Below are 14370 nucleotides of genomic sequence, written 5' to 3'. Positions count from 1 at the left end.
AACTCGATCAAACTGCTTTTATCTTTTACTAATCGAACAGGTAGAAAACTAAGGGTTTACATTCTTACGAACAAACTCAGCAATTATCTGTTTTTCCGCTTCGGGATTTGGCTCGCTATCCGCACATCATAATTTTAATGTTGGAGCATTGCCACTTGATTGACTCTGCTGAAATTTGCTTGGGCTTTGACCGGGGGCACCATTGTCTACGCCCTAACTTTTTGTTTGTGCCTTGCTTTGGTGTCCTGAATATAATCTAACACCAATTCCACCATTGACAACCTACTTTTAACCTAAATTAACGAGCGTTAAAATTTCGCAATATAAGACTCGGAGAGATTATTGTTAAGCTCCCTCTGGGAGAGCATTACAGTCTATTTATTGGTTTTGATTTTTACCTAAAAACTGAGACAATTAAATCAAGATTCCAGCGATCGCAGATGTAATAAATCCGGCTAACAAACCACCAATCATCGACTTTACCCCCATCCTCGCTAAATCATGCTGTCGGTTCGGTGCCATCCCGGTAATCCCACCAATCGTAATTCCAATCGATCCAATATTAGCAAAGTTGCATAAAGCATAGGTAGCAATAATAATCCCACGTTGGGAAATCTTATTTTGGGCAATTAGCTCTTTTAAATCTAAATAAGCAAGAAACTCATTTAAAATCGTTTTTTTACCTAACAATGTTCCCACCTGCATACAATCTTGCCAGGGCACACCCATCAGAAATGCCACAGGAGCCATGACAAAAGATAAAATCCACTCTAAGGATAACTGCGGTAAACCAATACGCGCACCAAACCAAGCAAATATGGCATTGACAACAGCCAGCAGCCCTAGGAAAGCAATAATCATAACTCCGACGTTTACCGCTAGTCTGACTCCATCAATTGCCCCCGTACTCGCCGCATCAACCGCATTGACATAGTTACTTTTGACACCCATTTTCACATTACCCGCAGTATCGGGAATTTCGGTTTCCGGGTATAGCAATTTTGACACTACTAATGCTGTTGGTGCAGTCATAAAAAACGCTGCGACTAAGTGTTCTGGAGGTGCGCCAAATGACAAGTAAGCTCCGAGAACACCACCTGCAACCGTTGCAAATCCGCCAGTCATGACCGCAAACAACTCCGATTGAGTCATATGTGCGACATAAGGCTTGACTATTAACGGTGATTCCGTGGGACCCAAAAATATATTTCCAGCCGTCGAAAGGGACTCTGCACCGGATGTTTTCATCGTTTTCATCATCACCCATGCCAATCCATTCACAACCACCTGCAAAATGCCGTAGTGGTACATGACGCTAATAAAGGATGAGAAAAAGATAATCGTCGGTAGTAACTGGAAAGCAAAAAAATGGTCTTTAAAGCTGTCACCAAAAACAAATTTTGCCCCCACATCTGAATATGACATGAAATTAGTGACAATATCCCCCAGGGATTTAAACACCTTTAACCCCCAAGGAGTTTTGAGAATGAGAATAGCCAAGGCGAATTCTAAACCCAACCCCCAGGCGATCGTCCGCCACTTAATAGCTCTACGGTTGACTGAAAGGGCATAACATATACCAATAAAAACTAGTATCCCCAATGTAGATATTGCACGTTCCATAATGATTCCAAAAAATGCACCGCTAAAACTTTAAGCTAAAAAGGATACAATGGCGATAAAAGTTTTTGTTGTATAATTTGTATCTAAATATTTGTTCCGTAATCCTTTTTCTAACTATGAGTTTGTCGATGTTGCTGAGAAATGGGAATTTGGATCAAAAATTTTGTGCCTTTTCCAGGGGCGGAAATACATTCTAATTTGCCGTGATGTTTTTGGGTGATGATTTGATAACTGATGGACATACCCATACCTGTACCTTTACCAACGGGTTTGGTTGTAAAAAATGGGTCAAAAATCTGCTTGCAAACATCTGCTGACATGCCGATTCCATTATCTGCGATCGCAATTTCTACCCACTGGCAATTAATTACAGTAGTCTTAATGGTAATAGTCGGTTGCTCATTGGCGATTTGTCTCAAACCATCAGCAAATGACTCTTCTAAGGCATCAATTGCATTGGCGAGAACATTCATAAAAACTTGGTTGAGTTGCCCAGCATAGCATTCCACAGGGGGTAACTGATGATAATTTTTGCTCAGATTTATTGTTGGAAAATTCGATTTCGGCTTTAGCCGATGTTGTAAAATTAGTAAAGTGCTTTCGATTCCTTCATGAATATCAACTAGTTTCATTTCCGCTTCATCTAAACGGGAGAAATTTCGCAGCGAGAGAACGATTTCTCGAATGCGTCCTGTACCTAATCTCATTGATGAGAGTATTTTACCTAAATCTTCTTCCAGAAAGATTAAATCTATATTTTGCAGATAATTTTCAATGACTAAATTTGCTTGGGGATATTCGCGTTGGTAAAGTTGCACTAAATTAAGTAAATCTTGAGTATAGTTATCTAAATAGTCAAGATTTCCATGAATAAAATTGACTGGATTATTAATTTCATGGGCAACTCCAGCTACCATTTGCCCCAAGCTTGACATCTTTTCCGATTGAATCATCTGTGCCTGGGTTTGTTGTAATTCTTGGAGAGTATTTTGCAGTTCTGCGGTACGTAATGCAACTCGATTTTCTAATTGGCTATTGGTTTCTGCTAAAGCAATAAATGACTCCTGCAATTGCTGTGACATGCGATTAAAGGCAAGATTCAAAATATGTACTTCATTAATACTTGAAGATTGGAGATTGTAATTAAATTTCCCAGATGTTAGAGCTTCCGCAGCCTGACTTAGTTTTAAAATTGGTTGAGTAATCCGATGAGAAGTATAAATTCCCACAGCGATCGCAATTACTAATGCTCCCAAACATAGGAATATAGTTATACGAGTATTGGCATGAATTTTTGCTATAAAATCAGATTCAGGTACAGCTACAACCACTAACCAATCTAAACCGTATTTATCTCGCCAAGGTTTCACCTGGACAAAGTGTTTTTCTCCATTTAAGGAAATGTTGATATTCTGTTTTTGATGAATATTTTCCAGGCGATGAAAGCGTTTTTTTAACTCAACAGCAACATTCCGAATGAGAGGATTAGGACTATCAGCAACGTTGTAGCGTTGAACTTGCTTATTTACCTGATGCAGAATCGGATAGTTACTCGAACTACCCATTAATTGTCCGTCGCGTTCAATAATAAATACTTGTCCAGAAGGACTAATTTGTAACTGACGCAGAAAATCGCTAATACTAGTTAGCATTAAATCGATACTGGAAACACCAATCAATTGACGATGCTTGTTATAGATTGGTGCAGCGACAGAAATCGCCACGTAATAGTCGAGTCCATTCCCACTGCTTGGTATCTTCCCTTCTGCAACTAATGCTTTTCCTGCCTCGGTGAATTGCAGGTTCAAATCCTCACTGATTTCCACCTTACCCCAAATCAGCTTTTCTATTTTAATCGCATCCTGATACCAAGATTCACTCTGAGAATCATAATCGTAGCTTTGTAAAAGCTGAGTGCGATTTCCCTTATCATCAGGGATGTAATCAAAAGCCTTACCTTTTCCTGCCAGGTTTTCGTAGAGTACCACATCAATTCCCTTAACCCAACGTCCGGCACCTGCTTCCCTGCCATCAGTTAAGCTATAGCCAATGTAGGTAATATTTTTAAAAGCTTTGAGTTGTCTCCAAAAATAACGTCCGCTAGCAATTGGATTATTAACATTTAACTCCTGATTGGAAATTGCATCTACATTAATTTGCGTTAATTGTATCGGTAGAGTTAAATATGACTCCAAATGATTGTCAACCTGTTTACTGGCTCTATCAATCAGTTGATTTGCAAACTCATGTACAGTCTGCTGTCCATTTTTCGCCGAAAGATATCCCACCAATCCCACAGCCGCAAAGATTTGTAACACAAAGGGAAAAATCAGAATTAGAGGTAAGCTGAGAGGTTTGTCTGACTTTTGAGGGTGCTTTTTGAGAATCTTCAACAGCATAACTGAGGATATTTTGGCATTAGTGCCACAGAATTGATCAATCTATAATTCCCATTAGATGTTTCAAAACATCATTTATTACATTTGTTCAGGATGTAAGCTCCTTTGTTACCTACCTTGTACACCGTAGGTAAACCAAGCAGATAGGTGTTTAATAATTTAAAGAGAGCGCACTGCACTCTCTTTACTAACTGGCAACTTGCTTCTGTTTTACTTTGTTGATGGTTCCGGTTTTGTTTGTTCGTTCTCTGGTTTTTTCACTTCAGGACACTTTTTCTTATCTTCCCGACATTCTTTGGCTAGTTTAATTACTGCTTTCGCTTTTTCCTGCATTTCTTGATGCTTGGCAACTCCTTCATAGGCGTAGCGATTATAACCCCCACTGGCAATCAAATCTTCGAGATAACGAACTCTCTCATTGCCTCCTGGGTGTGATGATGCCCAAGTTGGGGGAGCATTTTTTTGTTGTTGTTTTAGTGTCACCATCAGATTTCGTAAACCATCTGCTGCATAATTTGATGCTACAAGCAAGCGAGTTCCTAATACATCGGCTTGTCGCTCCATATCCCGACTGTAGCTTAATCCAAACAGTTGTCCAATCGTTCCACCTAAGGGTAAATATTGAGTGACATTAGAAATTAAGTTACCTTGAGTAACTAATTGGAACCCATGGGAGAGGACAACATGGGATAATTCATGACCGATTAATCCAGCCAGTTCAGCTTCAGATTTCGCTTTCGCGATCGCACCAGCATTAATAAATATTTTGCCACCAGGTAAGGCAAATGCATTTAAATCAGCTTCGGGAATCACAAAAAATTCATATTTAAATTCATTTCGTCCGGCGACTTTGGCAAGTTTCTGTCCAATCTCGTTAACATAGGCATTAACTTCTTCGTCTTTGACTAAATCAAGTTGTTTTCTCGCTTGTTTAGCAACAGACTCACCGATTGATTCTTCTCCTTGGAGGAGTAATATAGTCGAATCTAATGCCGAAAATGGACCCAAGAGACTACCTGTCACGGCATAACCCAAAGCACCCGTGATAATATTAGCGATCGCATTACCGCGAATTTCCCCTCGGATGTAGGATTTATAGCGTTTGAGATTGGTTTCTGCTAGTTTGGTAAACTCTGGTGCGAGGGGATCGTTTTGGTTGAGCATTGCGTATTGACGGGCAGCTAAGGCAGCTTCCATAAATTTTTTCTCATCAGCTAAAGCTGTCACCCTCGCCTTCACTAAATCTGGTTGATTTGGGTATAGTGTTGCAGCTCTTTCTAATACCTGTAAAGCTTCTTTTTTACGGTTGTAATTTGTTAAAGCTTCTGCATATTTAAGATGTCCCGGTATAAATTCTGGAACCTGTTTAACTAAGAGTTCTAAAGGAACTAAAGTTCGGGTTTCTAACTTAGAAAGAATTCCCGCTTCTGCTTCACGCCAGTATACTTTACCTGCTGGTGGTAATTGTGTGGCATCTGTAATCGCAGGTTGACGCTGTTCGCTATTACTATTTGTTAACTCTTTGAAAGGTTCCTTAACTTCACGGTAAATTTTTTCGGCTTCTGCAACATTTCCCGCCAAATATAATTTATCTGCTTCGATTAATTTTTGTTGACGGGCAATTTCTTCGGGAGTTGGGGCAGGTTCTTCGGCTTTATCGTCAGGTTTTTTCTTTTGATTCTCTTCTGTTTCCGGTTTTTTATTACTTTCCTGTTGATTCGGGGACTCAGGTTTTGTTGACTCCTCTGGTTTTTGATTATCTTTTGGTTTTATTGTTGGTAAATCATCTAAGTTAATTGATGTTTTTATATTTTGTTTATCCCGTCGATTATTTATCTCGCTTTCATCAACCGAGGTAAAAGTATCTTGGGGGTTATTGTCTCGGAAAACGGGATGGAAAACTTCCTGGGATGTTTCGATATTGGGTACAGTGCTTTCTGGTGCAACAGTTTCTTGGGCGGGAGAGATTAAAGGCTGCGTCAGAATCACTAAAACAGATGTTCCCAACGACAGTAAAAACCAGCTAGCACTTAAAAATATTGGTTTCCAGCGTCTTCTATTCATGCAGGTACTACCTATACACTCATGCTCTTTTTACACTTTAGGCGGAGAAAAGAAGCTTTGCCCATTTCCTACCAAAAGTTCATATCAGCACTAGGGAAAATATTAATTTTCTGATTTAAATACATAACTTCTGTGGATATTCTCAAAAATTTAGGTTGCGAAAAATGTAACCAATCACAATCTCCACTTAGGGAATGCCAAAGTAAGAAGATAAGACAGATTAATGATTTAAGACTAATTCAAAATAGTAAAGGCAGAAATCTTTTACTTGCTTTTACCAGATGATAGTGTATTGGATATATCTGATATGCTCAATACTTGCATTGGTGAGCAATTTGATTCCGGCTTAAGTTATTTAACAGTCTTGACTAAAACTAATTTTTTTGGCTTGAGGAGTGAGATTTTATGAATAAGCTCGTTTTGTCGAGTTCTCAAATGATGAATACTGGTAAAATTCATGCCAGAAGAGCTTGGAAAACTTTACCTATTGCCTTATTACTATGTGTCAGTTTTGCCCAACCGAGTTGGGCACAAGAAAAAGAACGAATGTTTAAAACGTTAACTGTGAGTGGACGAGGTGTAGAGTCGATCCCCACAACGCGATCGCAAGTTAATGTAGGTGTAGAAGTACAAGGTAAAGATGTCAAAAATGTCCAAGAGGAAGCAGCACGTCGTTCATCTGCTGTCGTGGAGTTGTTGAAGTCACGTAATGTCGAAAAGTTACAAACAACTGGAATTAATTTGAATCCGGTTTATAGCTACACCAATAATGTCCAGAAAATCACTGGTTATAGTGCAACAAATACTGTTAGCTTCCGTGTTGCCACTGAAAAGACAGGTACTCTACTCGATGATGTAGTCAAAGCAGGTGCAACTCGCATCGATAGTATTAGTTTTGCTGCAACTGATGAGGCGATTTCGCAAGCACAGAAACGAGCATTACAAAAGGCAACCCAAGATGCCAAATTACAAGCTGATGCTGTATTTGAAACTCTTGGCTTCAAAGCAAAAGAAGTCGTTAGCATTCAACTAAATGGCGCAAATACTCCACCTCCTCGCCCAATGCTGGAAGCTCGTAGCGCTGATGCCTTTAAAAATTCTGCTTCAACCCCTGTCGTGGGCGGAGAACAGGAGGTTGAAGCATCAGTGACGTTGCAGATTAGCTATTAAGCTATTAAGCTATTTAGTTATTTAGTTATTGATTAATAGGTAGTTGGTTATTACTTGTCGGTTGATAACCGCTACCTACCCAGAGTTCATCATTCAACACCAAGTTAATCAAATTAACCAATTAAAAATTATCCGAGTTGTAATCGTCCATGCCGCCCTTATTATCCCCCTTAGAGCCGAGTAAATCGAGCTGCTCTACATTGATAATGGGTTTAGTGCGATTTGTACCCGTATTCCGATCGCTCCAGGAATCAAATTTTAATGCCCCCTTAATGCCGATTAAGCTGCCTCTTTTGACATAATTTCCGGCAATTTCTGCGGTTTTTCCCCAAATCTCCAACTCAAACCAATCAGGCTCATCAGTTTTCGATGATCTTCTTCTGACTGCTAAAGTCAATCGACATTTAACCTTACCCGAATCAAAATACTTCATTTCTGGGTCGCCACCCACACGACCCACCAACGTGACAACATTTATACTCATGTGCGTTACCTTTCAGTACAAGCGTACTCTGAATCGATAACCCCCATCATAGCGAATTATCAAGAAAGAATACACAATAGTTTTTGTATGATTTATGAGGGGTTTAGCTGATTAATTATGACTTCTAGATTCTGTAGGTTGAAGTTCTGACTTTAATAATTGTAAAAACTGTGTTAAACCAATAACAAACCTATTGACATAGGAAAATTGGTAAAAATTACTCCCAGAATATGCGAAATCCTTACGGATATACCGATAGAGATGGAGAATATCAAAATGTAGAGACTGGAACTAAGTAAAGATTGCCAAAAGTTCTATGAAAAATAGCCTGGTTTACTAGACTCAGAGTCAAAAAAGTAATAGAATCCAGCACGATTCACTCTTACGGTCGCAGTCAAAAGTATCGCAAATGGGGGGCGTAGAAGCGCGTGGGTCTTTTTAATAAGTTTTCCTTGTCGCGGGATATGGGTATCGATTTGGGTACCGCGAACACCCTCGTTTACGTATCTGGTAAAGGCATTGTCCTCCAAGAACCATCGGTCGTTGCTATCGACCAAAACGAAAAAGTGGCGCTGGCTGTTGGAGAAGATGCCAAAAAAATGCTCGGTCGGACACCTGGAAATGTGGTTGCCCTCCGCCCCTTGCGTGATGGCGTAATCGCTGACTTTGATACCGCCGAGCTGATGTTAAAACACTTCATCCAGCGCGTGAACGAAGGGAAAACATTGGTTTTGCCAAGAATTGTCATTGGCATTCCTAGTGGGGTAACTGGTGTTGAGCGTCGGGCTGTTATGGATGCAGCCACACAAGCAGGGGCTAGAGAGGTATACCTCATTGATGAACCAGTTGCTGCCGCCATCGGTGCGGGGTTACCCGTTGCTGATCCAACAGGCAATATGATTATCGACATTGGTGGTGGTACTACTGAAGTCGCAGTTTTGAGTCTTCAAGGTACTGTGCTGAGTGAATCGGTACGTATCGCCGGAGATGAATTAACTGAGTCAATCATTCAGTATTTGAAGAAAGTTCATAACTTAGTGATTGGCGAACGTACTGCTGAAGATATCAAAATTCGTATCGGTTCGGCTTATCCCACAGTCGATGACGAAGAAGCGATTATGGAAGTACGGGGTTTACATTTGCTATCAGGTTTACCACGTACCGTGACCATCAAAGGTCCGGAGATTCGCGAAAGTATGTCGGAGCCGCTATCGGTAATTATTGAAGCCGTAAAGCGGACTTTGGAACGTACACCTCCCGAACTCGCATCCGATATTATCGACAGGGGTATTATGTTGGCTGGTGGTGGTGCATTACTCAAAGGTATTGATACCTTAATCAGCCATGAAACTGGTATTGTTACGCATATCGCATCAGACCCTTTAAGTTGTGTAGTTCTCGGTACTGGTCGTGTACTTGAAAACTTCAAACAACATGAACGGGTATTCAGTGCTCGTTCTCGAAATATGTAGGACAAAATGCAGTTAAAGGTATTGGATTCTTTTGAGAATCCAATGTCCTTTGCATTATAAATTTATAGTTTGTATAGTTGGTAAAAATTATATAAAAGGTATATATGTTTACAGCACGTTGGTGGGAGCGTAGAGGGTTGCAGATTGGTCTACTATGTTTGGCTGCTGGTACTACTATTGTATTACGGCAAACTCAGGGTTCGCTATTAATGGAAGCATATGAGGTTATTACCCGTCCACTTCAGATGTTACAAACTGGACCCACTAAAGAAGAACGGCTGCGCGATGCTCGAATTTTAGAATTAAAAACTCAAATTGCAGAATTACAATTCCAAAATCAAAAACTTAAACAAATTGTATCTTATACAGAAAAACAGGCAATTAAAGAACGTCCTGTAGTTGCTAGGGTTATTGGTCGTAGTGCTGATAATTGGTGGCAACAAGTTACCCTGAATCGTGGTACTTCGTCAGGTATTCAGGAAGGTGCGATCGTCAAAGCTGAAGGTGGTTTAGTTGGTCTTGTAGATCAGGTGACAGCTAATTCTAGTCGTGTTTTGTTAGTTAGCGACCTGAAAAGTCAGATCGGTGTCAATGTTAGCCAAAGTGGTGCTAAAGGGGTTTTGAAGGGTGATGGTTCCGCAGAAGCAGTGCTTGAGTTTTATGAGAAAGTACCGAATGCCAAAGTGGGCGATATGATTGCCACATCAAACTATAGTCAAAAATTCCCGGCAGGTGTAGCAATCGGTAAAATCAAATCTCTGGACTTGAAACGAGTACCAACATCGATCGCCAGAATTGAGCTTTCTCCACCGCTTCGTTCGCTAGATTGGGTAGAAATTTATCCCAAACCAGAAATTCAACAAGAAAAGGCTGAGGTAAATAATACTCAAGCCAAGTCAGAAGAACCCGCAAACTAGCTTCTCATAATTCCACCAAGACTATGAAAACCCTCACATTTTGGGGTAAAAGACGCAGCAAAACGCCTAAATCCTATTCGTCTTCACCCCCACGTAAATCAAAGCCACAACCGCGTAAATCGCCAACCACAGGGCTGTTTAACATCAAAATTAAACCGATCGCCAAGTGGAATCCTCGCACTCGTCAAATCGTGGATTACTCACTGATATTTTTCACGGTACTTTTGTGTTTGATGCTGCTACCAAACCGTTTACCTGGTATGGAATTGCTGGGAATTGGTCCAAATTGGTTACTAATTTGGGTTGTGGTTTGGAGTGTGAAGCGGAATGCTTGGCAGGGGGCTGTTGCGGGAATTATTTTAGGCTTCCTCCAAGATGCCATGACATATACTGAACCGACTCATGCCCTGAGCTTGGGTTTGGTTGGGTTCTTGACTGGGTTAATGCAAAAACAGCGATTTATTCAAGAGGATTTCATTTCTATTGCTCTAATTGTTTTTGCTATGTCTGCTTTTGGTGAAGCTATTTTTGCCTCGCAGCTGGTGATGGCTGGCGATCGCAATCCAACTGATATTTGGGCATATTATCAAAGGGTTGCTCTTGCTTCAGCTATCCTCAGTAGTCTTTGGGCTCCTGTGGTTTATTATCCCCTCAATCGCTGGTGGCAAAAGTTGAAGCTGGCGGAACAAAATTAAGTGATTTGTTAAGTAAGCGGTTGCTTCAGCTTTACATGGGGAATGCAAACCGCAATACCTACAAAGTAAGCTCGAATTACAGTCACCCGTAATCCTCCTTTGGGTGGATACGTTGTTCTTAATTGGCGATCGCATTAAACGCAAAAAAATACCCCATTGATTGGGGAAAGTAATTAAGCTCTAGTAAAATTAATATCCCCGACTTCAATAAAGCCAGGGATATTAAATTTAATTCATGATTTATTTACTTAACAATTCCCAAAACTTGTGAAGTTTCTACTGTCGCAATTTTGGGTGTTAACAATCCATTTGCATAAATTCCTGGACTAGTTTCTGCTATTTGTGTGTAGGATTGGCGAACTTGAGCATTAACTGCAACTGTTTTCACATCATACATTTGCATTGTTAATTTGGGATACAAGCCGATGCCAATTATTAAAACAATGAAACTAGCTGCAATGAATATTTCTCGTGGGCTAGCATCTCTATAAATAGCCTTGTTGGGCAGGATACAATCCGTACCAAAACAAACCGCCTCTTCGTCTTCTGGATTTTGCACCACAACATCACCAATATTACATGTGAGTTCTGCTCCAGTTCCGTAAAATACCTGTTTTAACATGGAGAGCAGGTAAATTGGGGTCAAAATTACTCCCACTGCGGCAAGGAATACTGTCACCGTGCAAAATGTCGAACTGTAGATATCGCTGGTTGTGAGACCGACAAATACCGATATTTCGCTGGCAAAACCGCTCATTCCGGGTAATGCTAGGGATGCCATTGCTCCAATTGTAAATAATGCGAACACTTTTGGCATTGCCTGACCAATCCCACCCATTTCATCCATTGCCATTGTGTGGGTGCGGTCATAGGTGACACCAGCAAGAAAGAATAATACTGATGCAATTAAGCCATGGGAAATCATCTGCAACATAGCACCATTAATGCCAATGTCGGTAAAGGATGCAATCCCTAGCAGTACAAAACCCATATGGGATACTGAAGAGTAGGCGAGACGACGTTTCATGTTTGTTTGGGCAAAGGAATTCAACGCGCCGTAGATAATATTAACTACACCTAAAATTGCCAGAATTGGTGCAAAGTATATATGTGCGTCAGATAGAAGTTCTAAATTTAGACGAATTAATCCATATCCACCCATTTTTAAGAGTACACCTGCCAACACCATCGACACGGGTGAAGAAGCTTCACCGTGGGCATCTGGTAGCCAAGTATGCATCGGGAAAATGGCAAGTTTGACACCAAAGGCAATTAATAATCCAGCATATAGGAATAGTTCTAAGGCAAGGGGGTAATCTTTAATCGTCAGTTTGGCAATATCAAATGTGACATCTCCACCACCGTAGAGTCCCATTCCCAAGGCAGCTATGAGGATAAAAATAGAAGCGGCTGCGGTATAAATAATAAATTTTGTGGCTGCGTAACGACGCTTTTGACCACCCCAAATATTAATAAGTAGATAAACGGGAACTAATTCGACTTCCCACATAATGAAAAATAGGAGCAAGTCTTGGGCGACAAAAACTCCTATTTGCGCGGCATATAACATTAACATTAGCGCGTAGAAAAGTTTGGGTCTGCGGTCAACTTGCCAAGCAGAGAAAATTGCCAGCGTTGTCACAAATCCAGCTAAAAGAACTAGAGGTGCTGATAAGCCATCGACAGAAACAGCCCAGTTCAAACCTAACTGAGGTATCCAAGCATAGTTTTCTGCGAGTTGGAAAGTAGCGCTACTGGGATCGTAATTCTTCCAAAAGGCGTAGCACATCAAAAGAAAATCTGCGATCGCCACACCTAATGCATACCATCGTACCTGTTTACCATCTTTGTCAGGTAATACTGGAATTAGTAAGGAAGCTACGGCAGGCAGCAGGATGATCGCAGTTAGCCAAGGAAATTGTTCTGCCATTGTTATTTCTGAGCAAAAATACTTATTTCTTTAATGAATCCATATTATCGCCTTTTCTCAACAATTGTTCATAATTATTTAGCGGGGTTAACAATAAGTAAAAAGACTCATTCTTATTTTCTTGGTTATCTATAGAGAAAATGAAAAAAAGCCCCCGCTTTTAACGGAGGCTCAATCAACGATTATCAGTGATGAAAAAAATCTAGAAAAATTTCCGAACTAGTCAAGTTCATTCATGAACATTACTGGTTCATTCTCACGATCAATACCTCTCTCGAAACCACCAGCAGCAGCACGAGCGCGTCCTGCGTGCCACAAGTGACCAACGAGGAAGAAGAATCCGAGTACGAAGTGAGAAGTTGACAGCCACGCACGAGGTGATACGTAGTTGAAGGAGTTGATTTCAGTTGCCACGCCACCTACAGAGTTCAAAGAACCCAGAGGAGCATGAGTCATGTACTCAGCAGCACGACGTGCTTGCCAAGGCTGAATATCATTCTTGATTTTATCTAAGTCAAGACCATTAGGTCCACGTAGTGGCTCTAACCAAGGACCTTTGAAGTCCCAGAAACGCATGGTTTCACCACCAAAGATGATTTCACCAGAAGGCGATCGCATCAAGTATTTACCCAAACCAGTGGGACCCTGTGCCGAACCGACGTTAGCACCTAAGCGTTGGTCACGGATTAAGAAGGTCAAAGCCTGTGCTTGCGAAGCTTCAGGACCAGTAGGACCAAAGAATTCGCTAGGATATACGGTGTTGTTGTACCAAACCATACAGGAAGCGATAAAGCCCATTAAGGACAAAGCGCCTAAGCTGTAGGAAAGATAAGCTTCACCAGACCAGATGAAGGCACGACGCGCCCAAGCAAAAGGCTTGGTGAGAATGTGCCAAATACCACCAGCGATACAGATGAGACCAACCCAAATGTGACCACCAACAACGTCTTCGAGGTTGCTAACGCTGACAATCCAACCTTCTCCACCGAAAGGAGATTTAGCTAAATAGCCAAAGATAATAGCAGGGTTCAATGTGGGGTTGGTAATAACGCGAACGTCGCCACCACCAGGTGCCCAGGTATCATACAAACCACCGAAGAACATTGCCTTCAACACCAATAGCAGCGCTCCACAACCAAGAATGATGAGGTGGAAGCCGATGATGTTGGTCATCTTGTTCTTGTCTTTCCAGTCGTAACCAAAGAAGGAAGAGTATTCTTCTAAAGTTTCAGGACCACGAACGGCGTGATAAATTCCACCAAATCCGAGAACGGCAGACGAGATTAAATGTAGTACGCCAACAACGAAGTAGGGGAAAGTGTCAAACACTTCACCGCCAGAACCAACACCCCAACCAAGGGCAGCGAGGTGAGGTAGCAAGATTAAACCTTGCTCGTACATTGGTTTTTCGGGAACAAAGTGCGCTACCTCAAATAAGGTCATTGCACCAGCCCAGAAAACTATCAAACCAGCATGGGCAACGTGTGCGCCCAAGAGTTTACCAGAAAGGTTGATTAAACGGGCGTTACCAGACCACCAGGCAAATCCGGTGGATTCTTGGTCGCGTCCACCCATTGATATAGAGCGATTAGAGAGCGTTACCACGTGGTAGTACC

Annotated in this window: 10 protein-coding genes; 4 read left to right on the top strand and 6 right to left on the bottom strand. The window is 41.2% G+C overall.

What is annotated here, in order from left to right; genetic code table 11:
- Nucleotides 1-414: 414 nt before the first annotated feature.
- From VB733_RS26065 to VB733_RS26055, 3 genes are all read right to left on the bottom strand, one after another.
- Complete coding sequence (locus VB733_RS26065) at nt 415-1623, bottom strand: NupC/NupG family nucleoside CNT transporter (RefSeq protein ID WP_323342960.1); 1209 nt, start codon at nt 1621-1623, stop codon at nt 415-417.
- A gap of 110 nt (nt 1624-1733) precedes the next feature.
- Nucleotides 1734-4022 (bottom strand): ATP-binding protein, encoded by a 2289-nt coding sequence (locus tag VB733_RS26060; RefSeq protein ID WP_323342959.1) that lies wholly within the window; start codon nt 4020-4022, stop codon nt 1734-1736.
- A 210-nt stretch (nt 4023-4232) separates the two neighbouring features.
- On the bottom strand, nt 4233-6086 hold the full coding sequence (locus tag VB733_RS26055; protein ID WP_323342958.1) for a M48 family metallopeptidase: 1854 nt from the start codon (nt 6084-6086) through the stop codon (nt 4233-4235).
- Nucleotides 6087-6491: 405 nt separating this feature from the next.
- On the opposite strand from VB733_RS26055, the gene VB733_RS26050 reads away from it, so the two are divergent.
- Nucleotides 6492-7256 carry an SIMPL domain-containing protein gene (locus tag VB733_RS26050; RefSeq protein ID WP_323342957.1) on the top strand — a complete coding sequence of 255 codons (765 nt, stop codon included), beginning with the start codon at nt 6492-6494 and terminating at the stop codon, nt 7254-7256.
- A 121-nt stretch (nt 7257-7377) separates the two neighbouring features.
- Here the strand turns inward: VB733_RS26050 and VB733_RS26045 are convergent, their stop codons facing one another.
- On the bottom strand, nt 7378-7740 hold the full coding sequence (locus VB733_RS26045) for a single-stranded DNA-binding protein (protein ID WP_323342956.1): 363 nt from the start codon (nt 7738-7740) through the stop codon (nt 7378-7380).
- Between the two features lie 464 nt (nt 7741-8204).
- Between VB733_RS26045 and VB733_RS26040 the strand changes: the two genes are divergently transcribed.
- From VB733_RS26040 to mreD, 3 genes are all read left to right on the top strand, one after another.
- A complete protein-coding gene (locus VB733_RS26040; protein WP_096611450.1) occupies nt 8205-9212 on the top strand; it encodes a rod shape-determining protein in 1008 nt (335 codons plus the stop codon).
- A gap of 104 nt (nt 9213-9316) precedes the next feature.
- Complete coding sequence (gene mreC / locus VB733_RS26035) at nt 9317-10129, top strand: rod shape-determining protein MreC (RefSeq protein WP_323342955.1); 813 nt, start codon at nt 9317-9319, stop codon at nt 10127-10129.
- A 23-nt stretch (nt 10130-10152) separates the two neighbouring features.
- On the top strand, nt 10153-10824 hold the full coding sequence (gene mreD / locus VB733_RS26030) for a rod shape-determining protein MreD (RefSeq protein WP_323342954.1): 672 nt from the start codon (nt 10153-10155) through the stop codon (nt 10822-10824).
- Nucleotides 10825-11068: 244 nt separating this feature from the next.
- Here mreD and VB733_RS26025 read toward each other — a convergent pair whose 3' ends face one another.
- Nucleotides 11069-12754: an NAD(P)H-quinone oxidoreductase subunit 4 gene (locus tag VB733_RS26025; protein ID WP_323342953.1), complete on the bottom strand. Its 1686-nt coding sequence runs from the start codon at nt 12752-12754 to the stop codon at nt 11069-11071.
- A 219-nt stretch (nt 12755-12973) separates the two neighbouring features.
- Nucleotides 12974-14359: a photosystem II reaction center protein CP43 gene (gene psbC, locus VB733_RS26020; RefSeq protein ID WP_323342961.1), complete on the bottom strand. Its 1386-nt coding sequence runs from the start codon at nt 14357-14359 to the stop codon at nt 12974-12976.
- Nucleotides 14360-14370 lie beyond the last annotated feature (11 nt).

It is taken from the genome of Calothrix sp. UHCC 0171, from assembly GCF_034931845.1.
GTDB lineage: Bacteria > Cyanobacteriota > Cyanobacteriia > Cyanobacteriales > Nostocaceae > Brunnivagina.
Note: the sequence above shows the minus strand (reverse complement) of the source record. Positions and strands in the feature narration are given on the sequence as shown.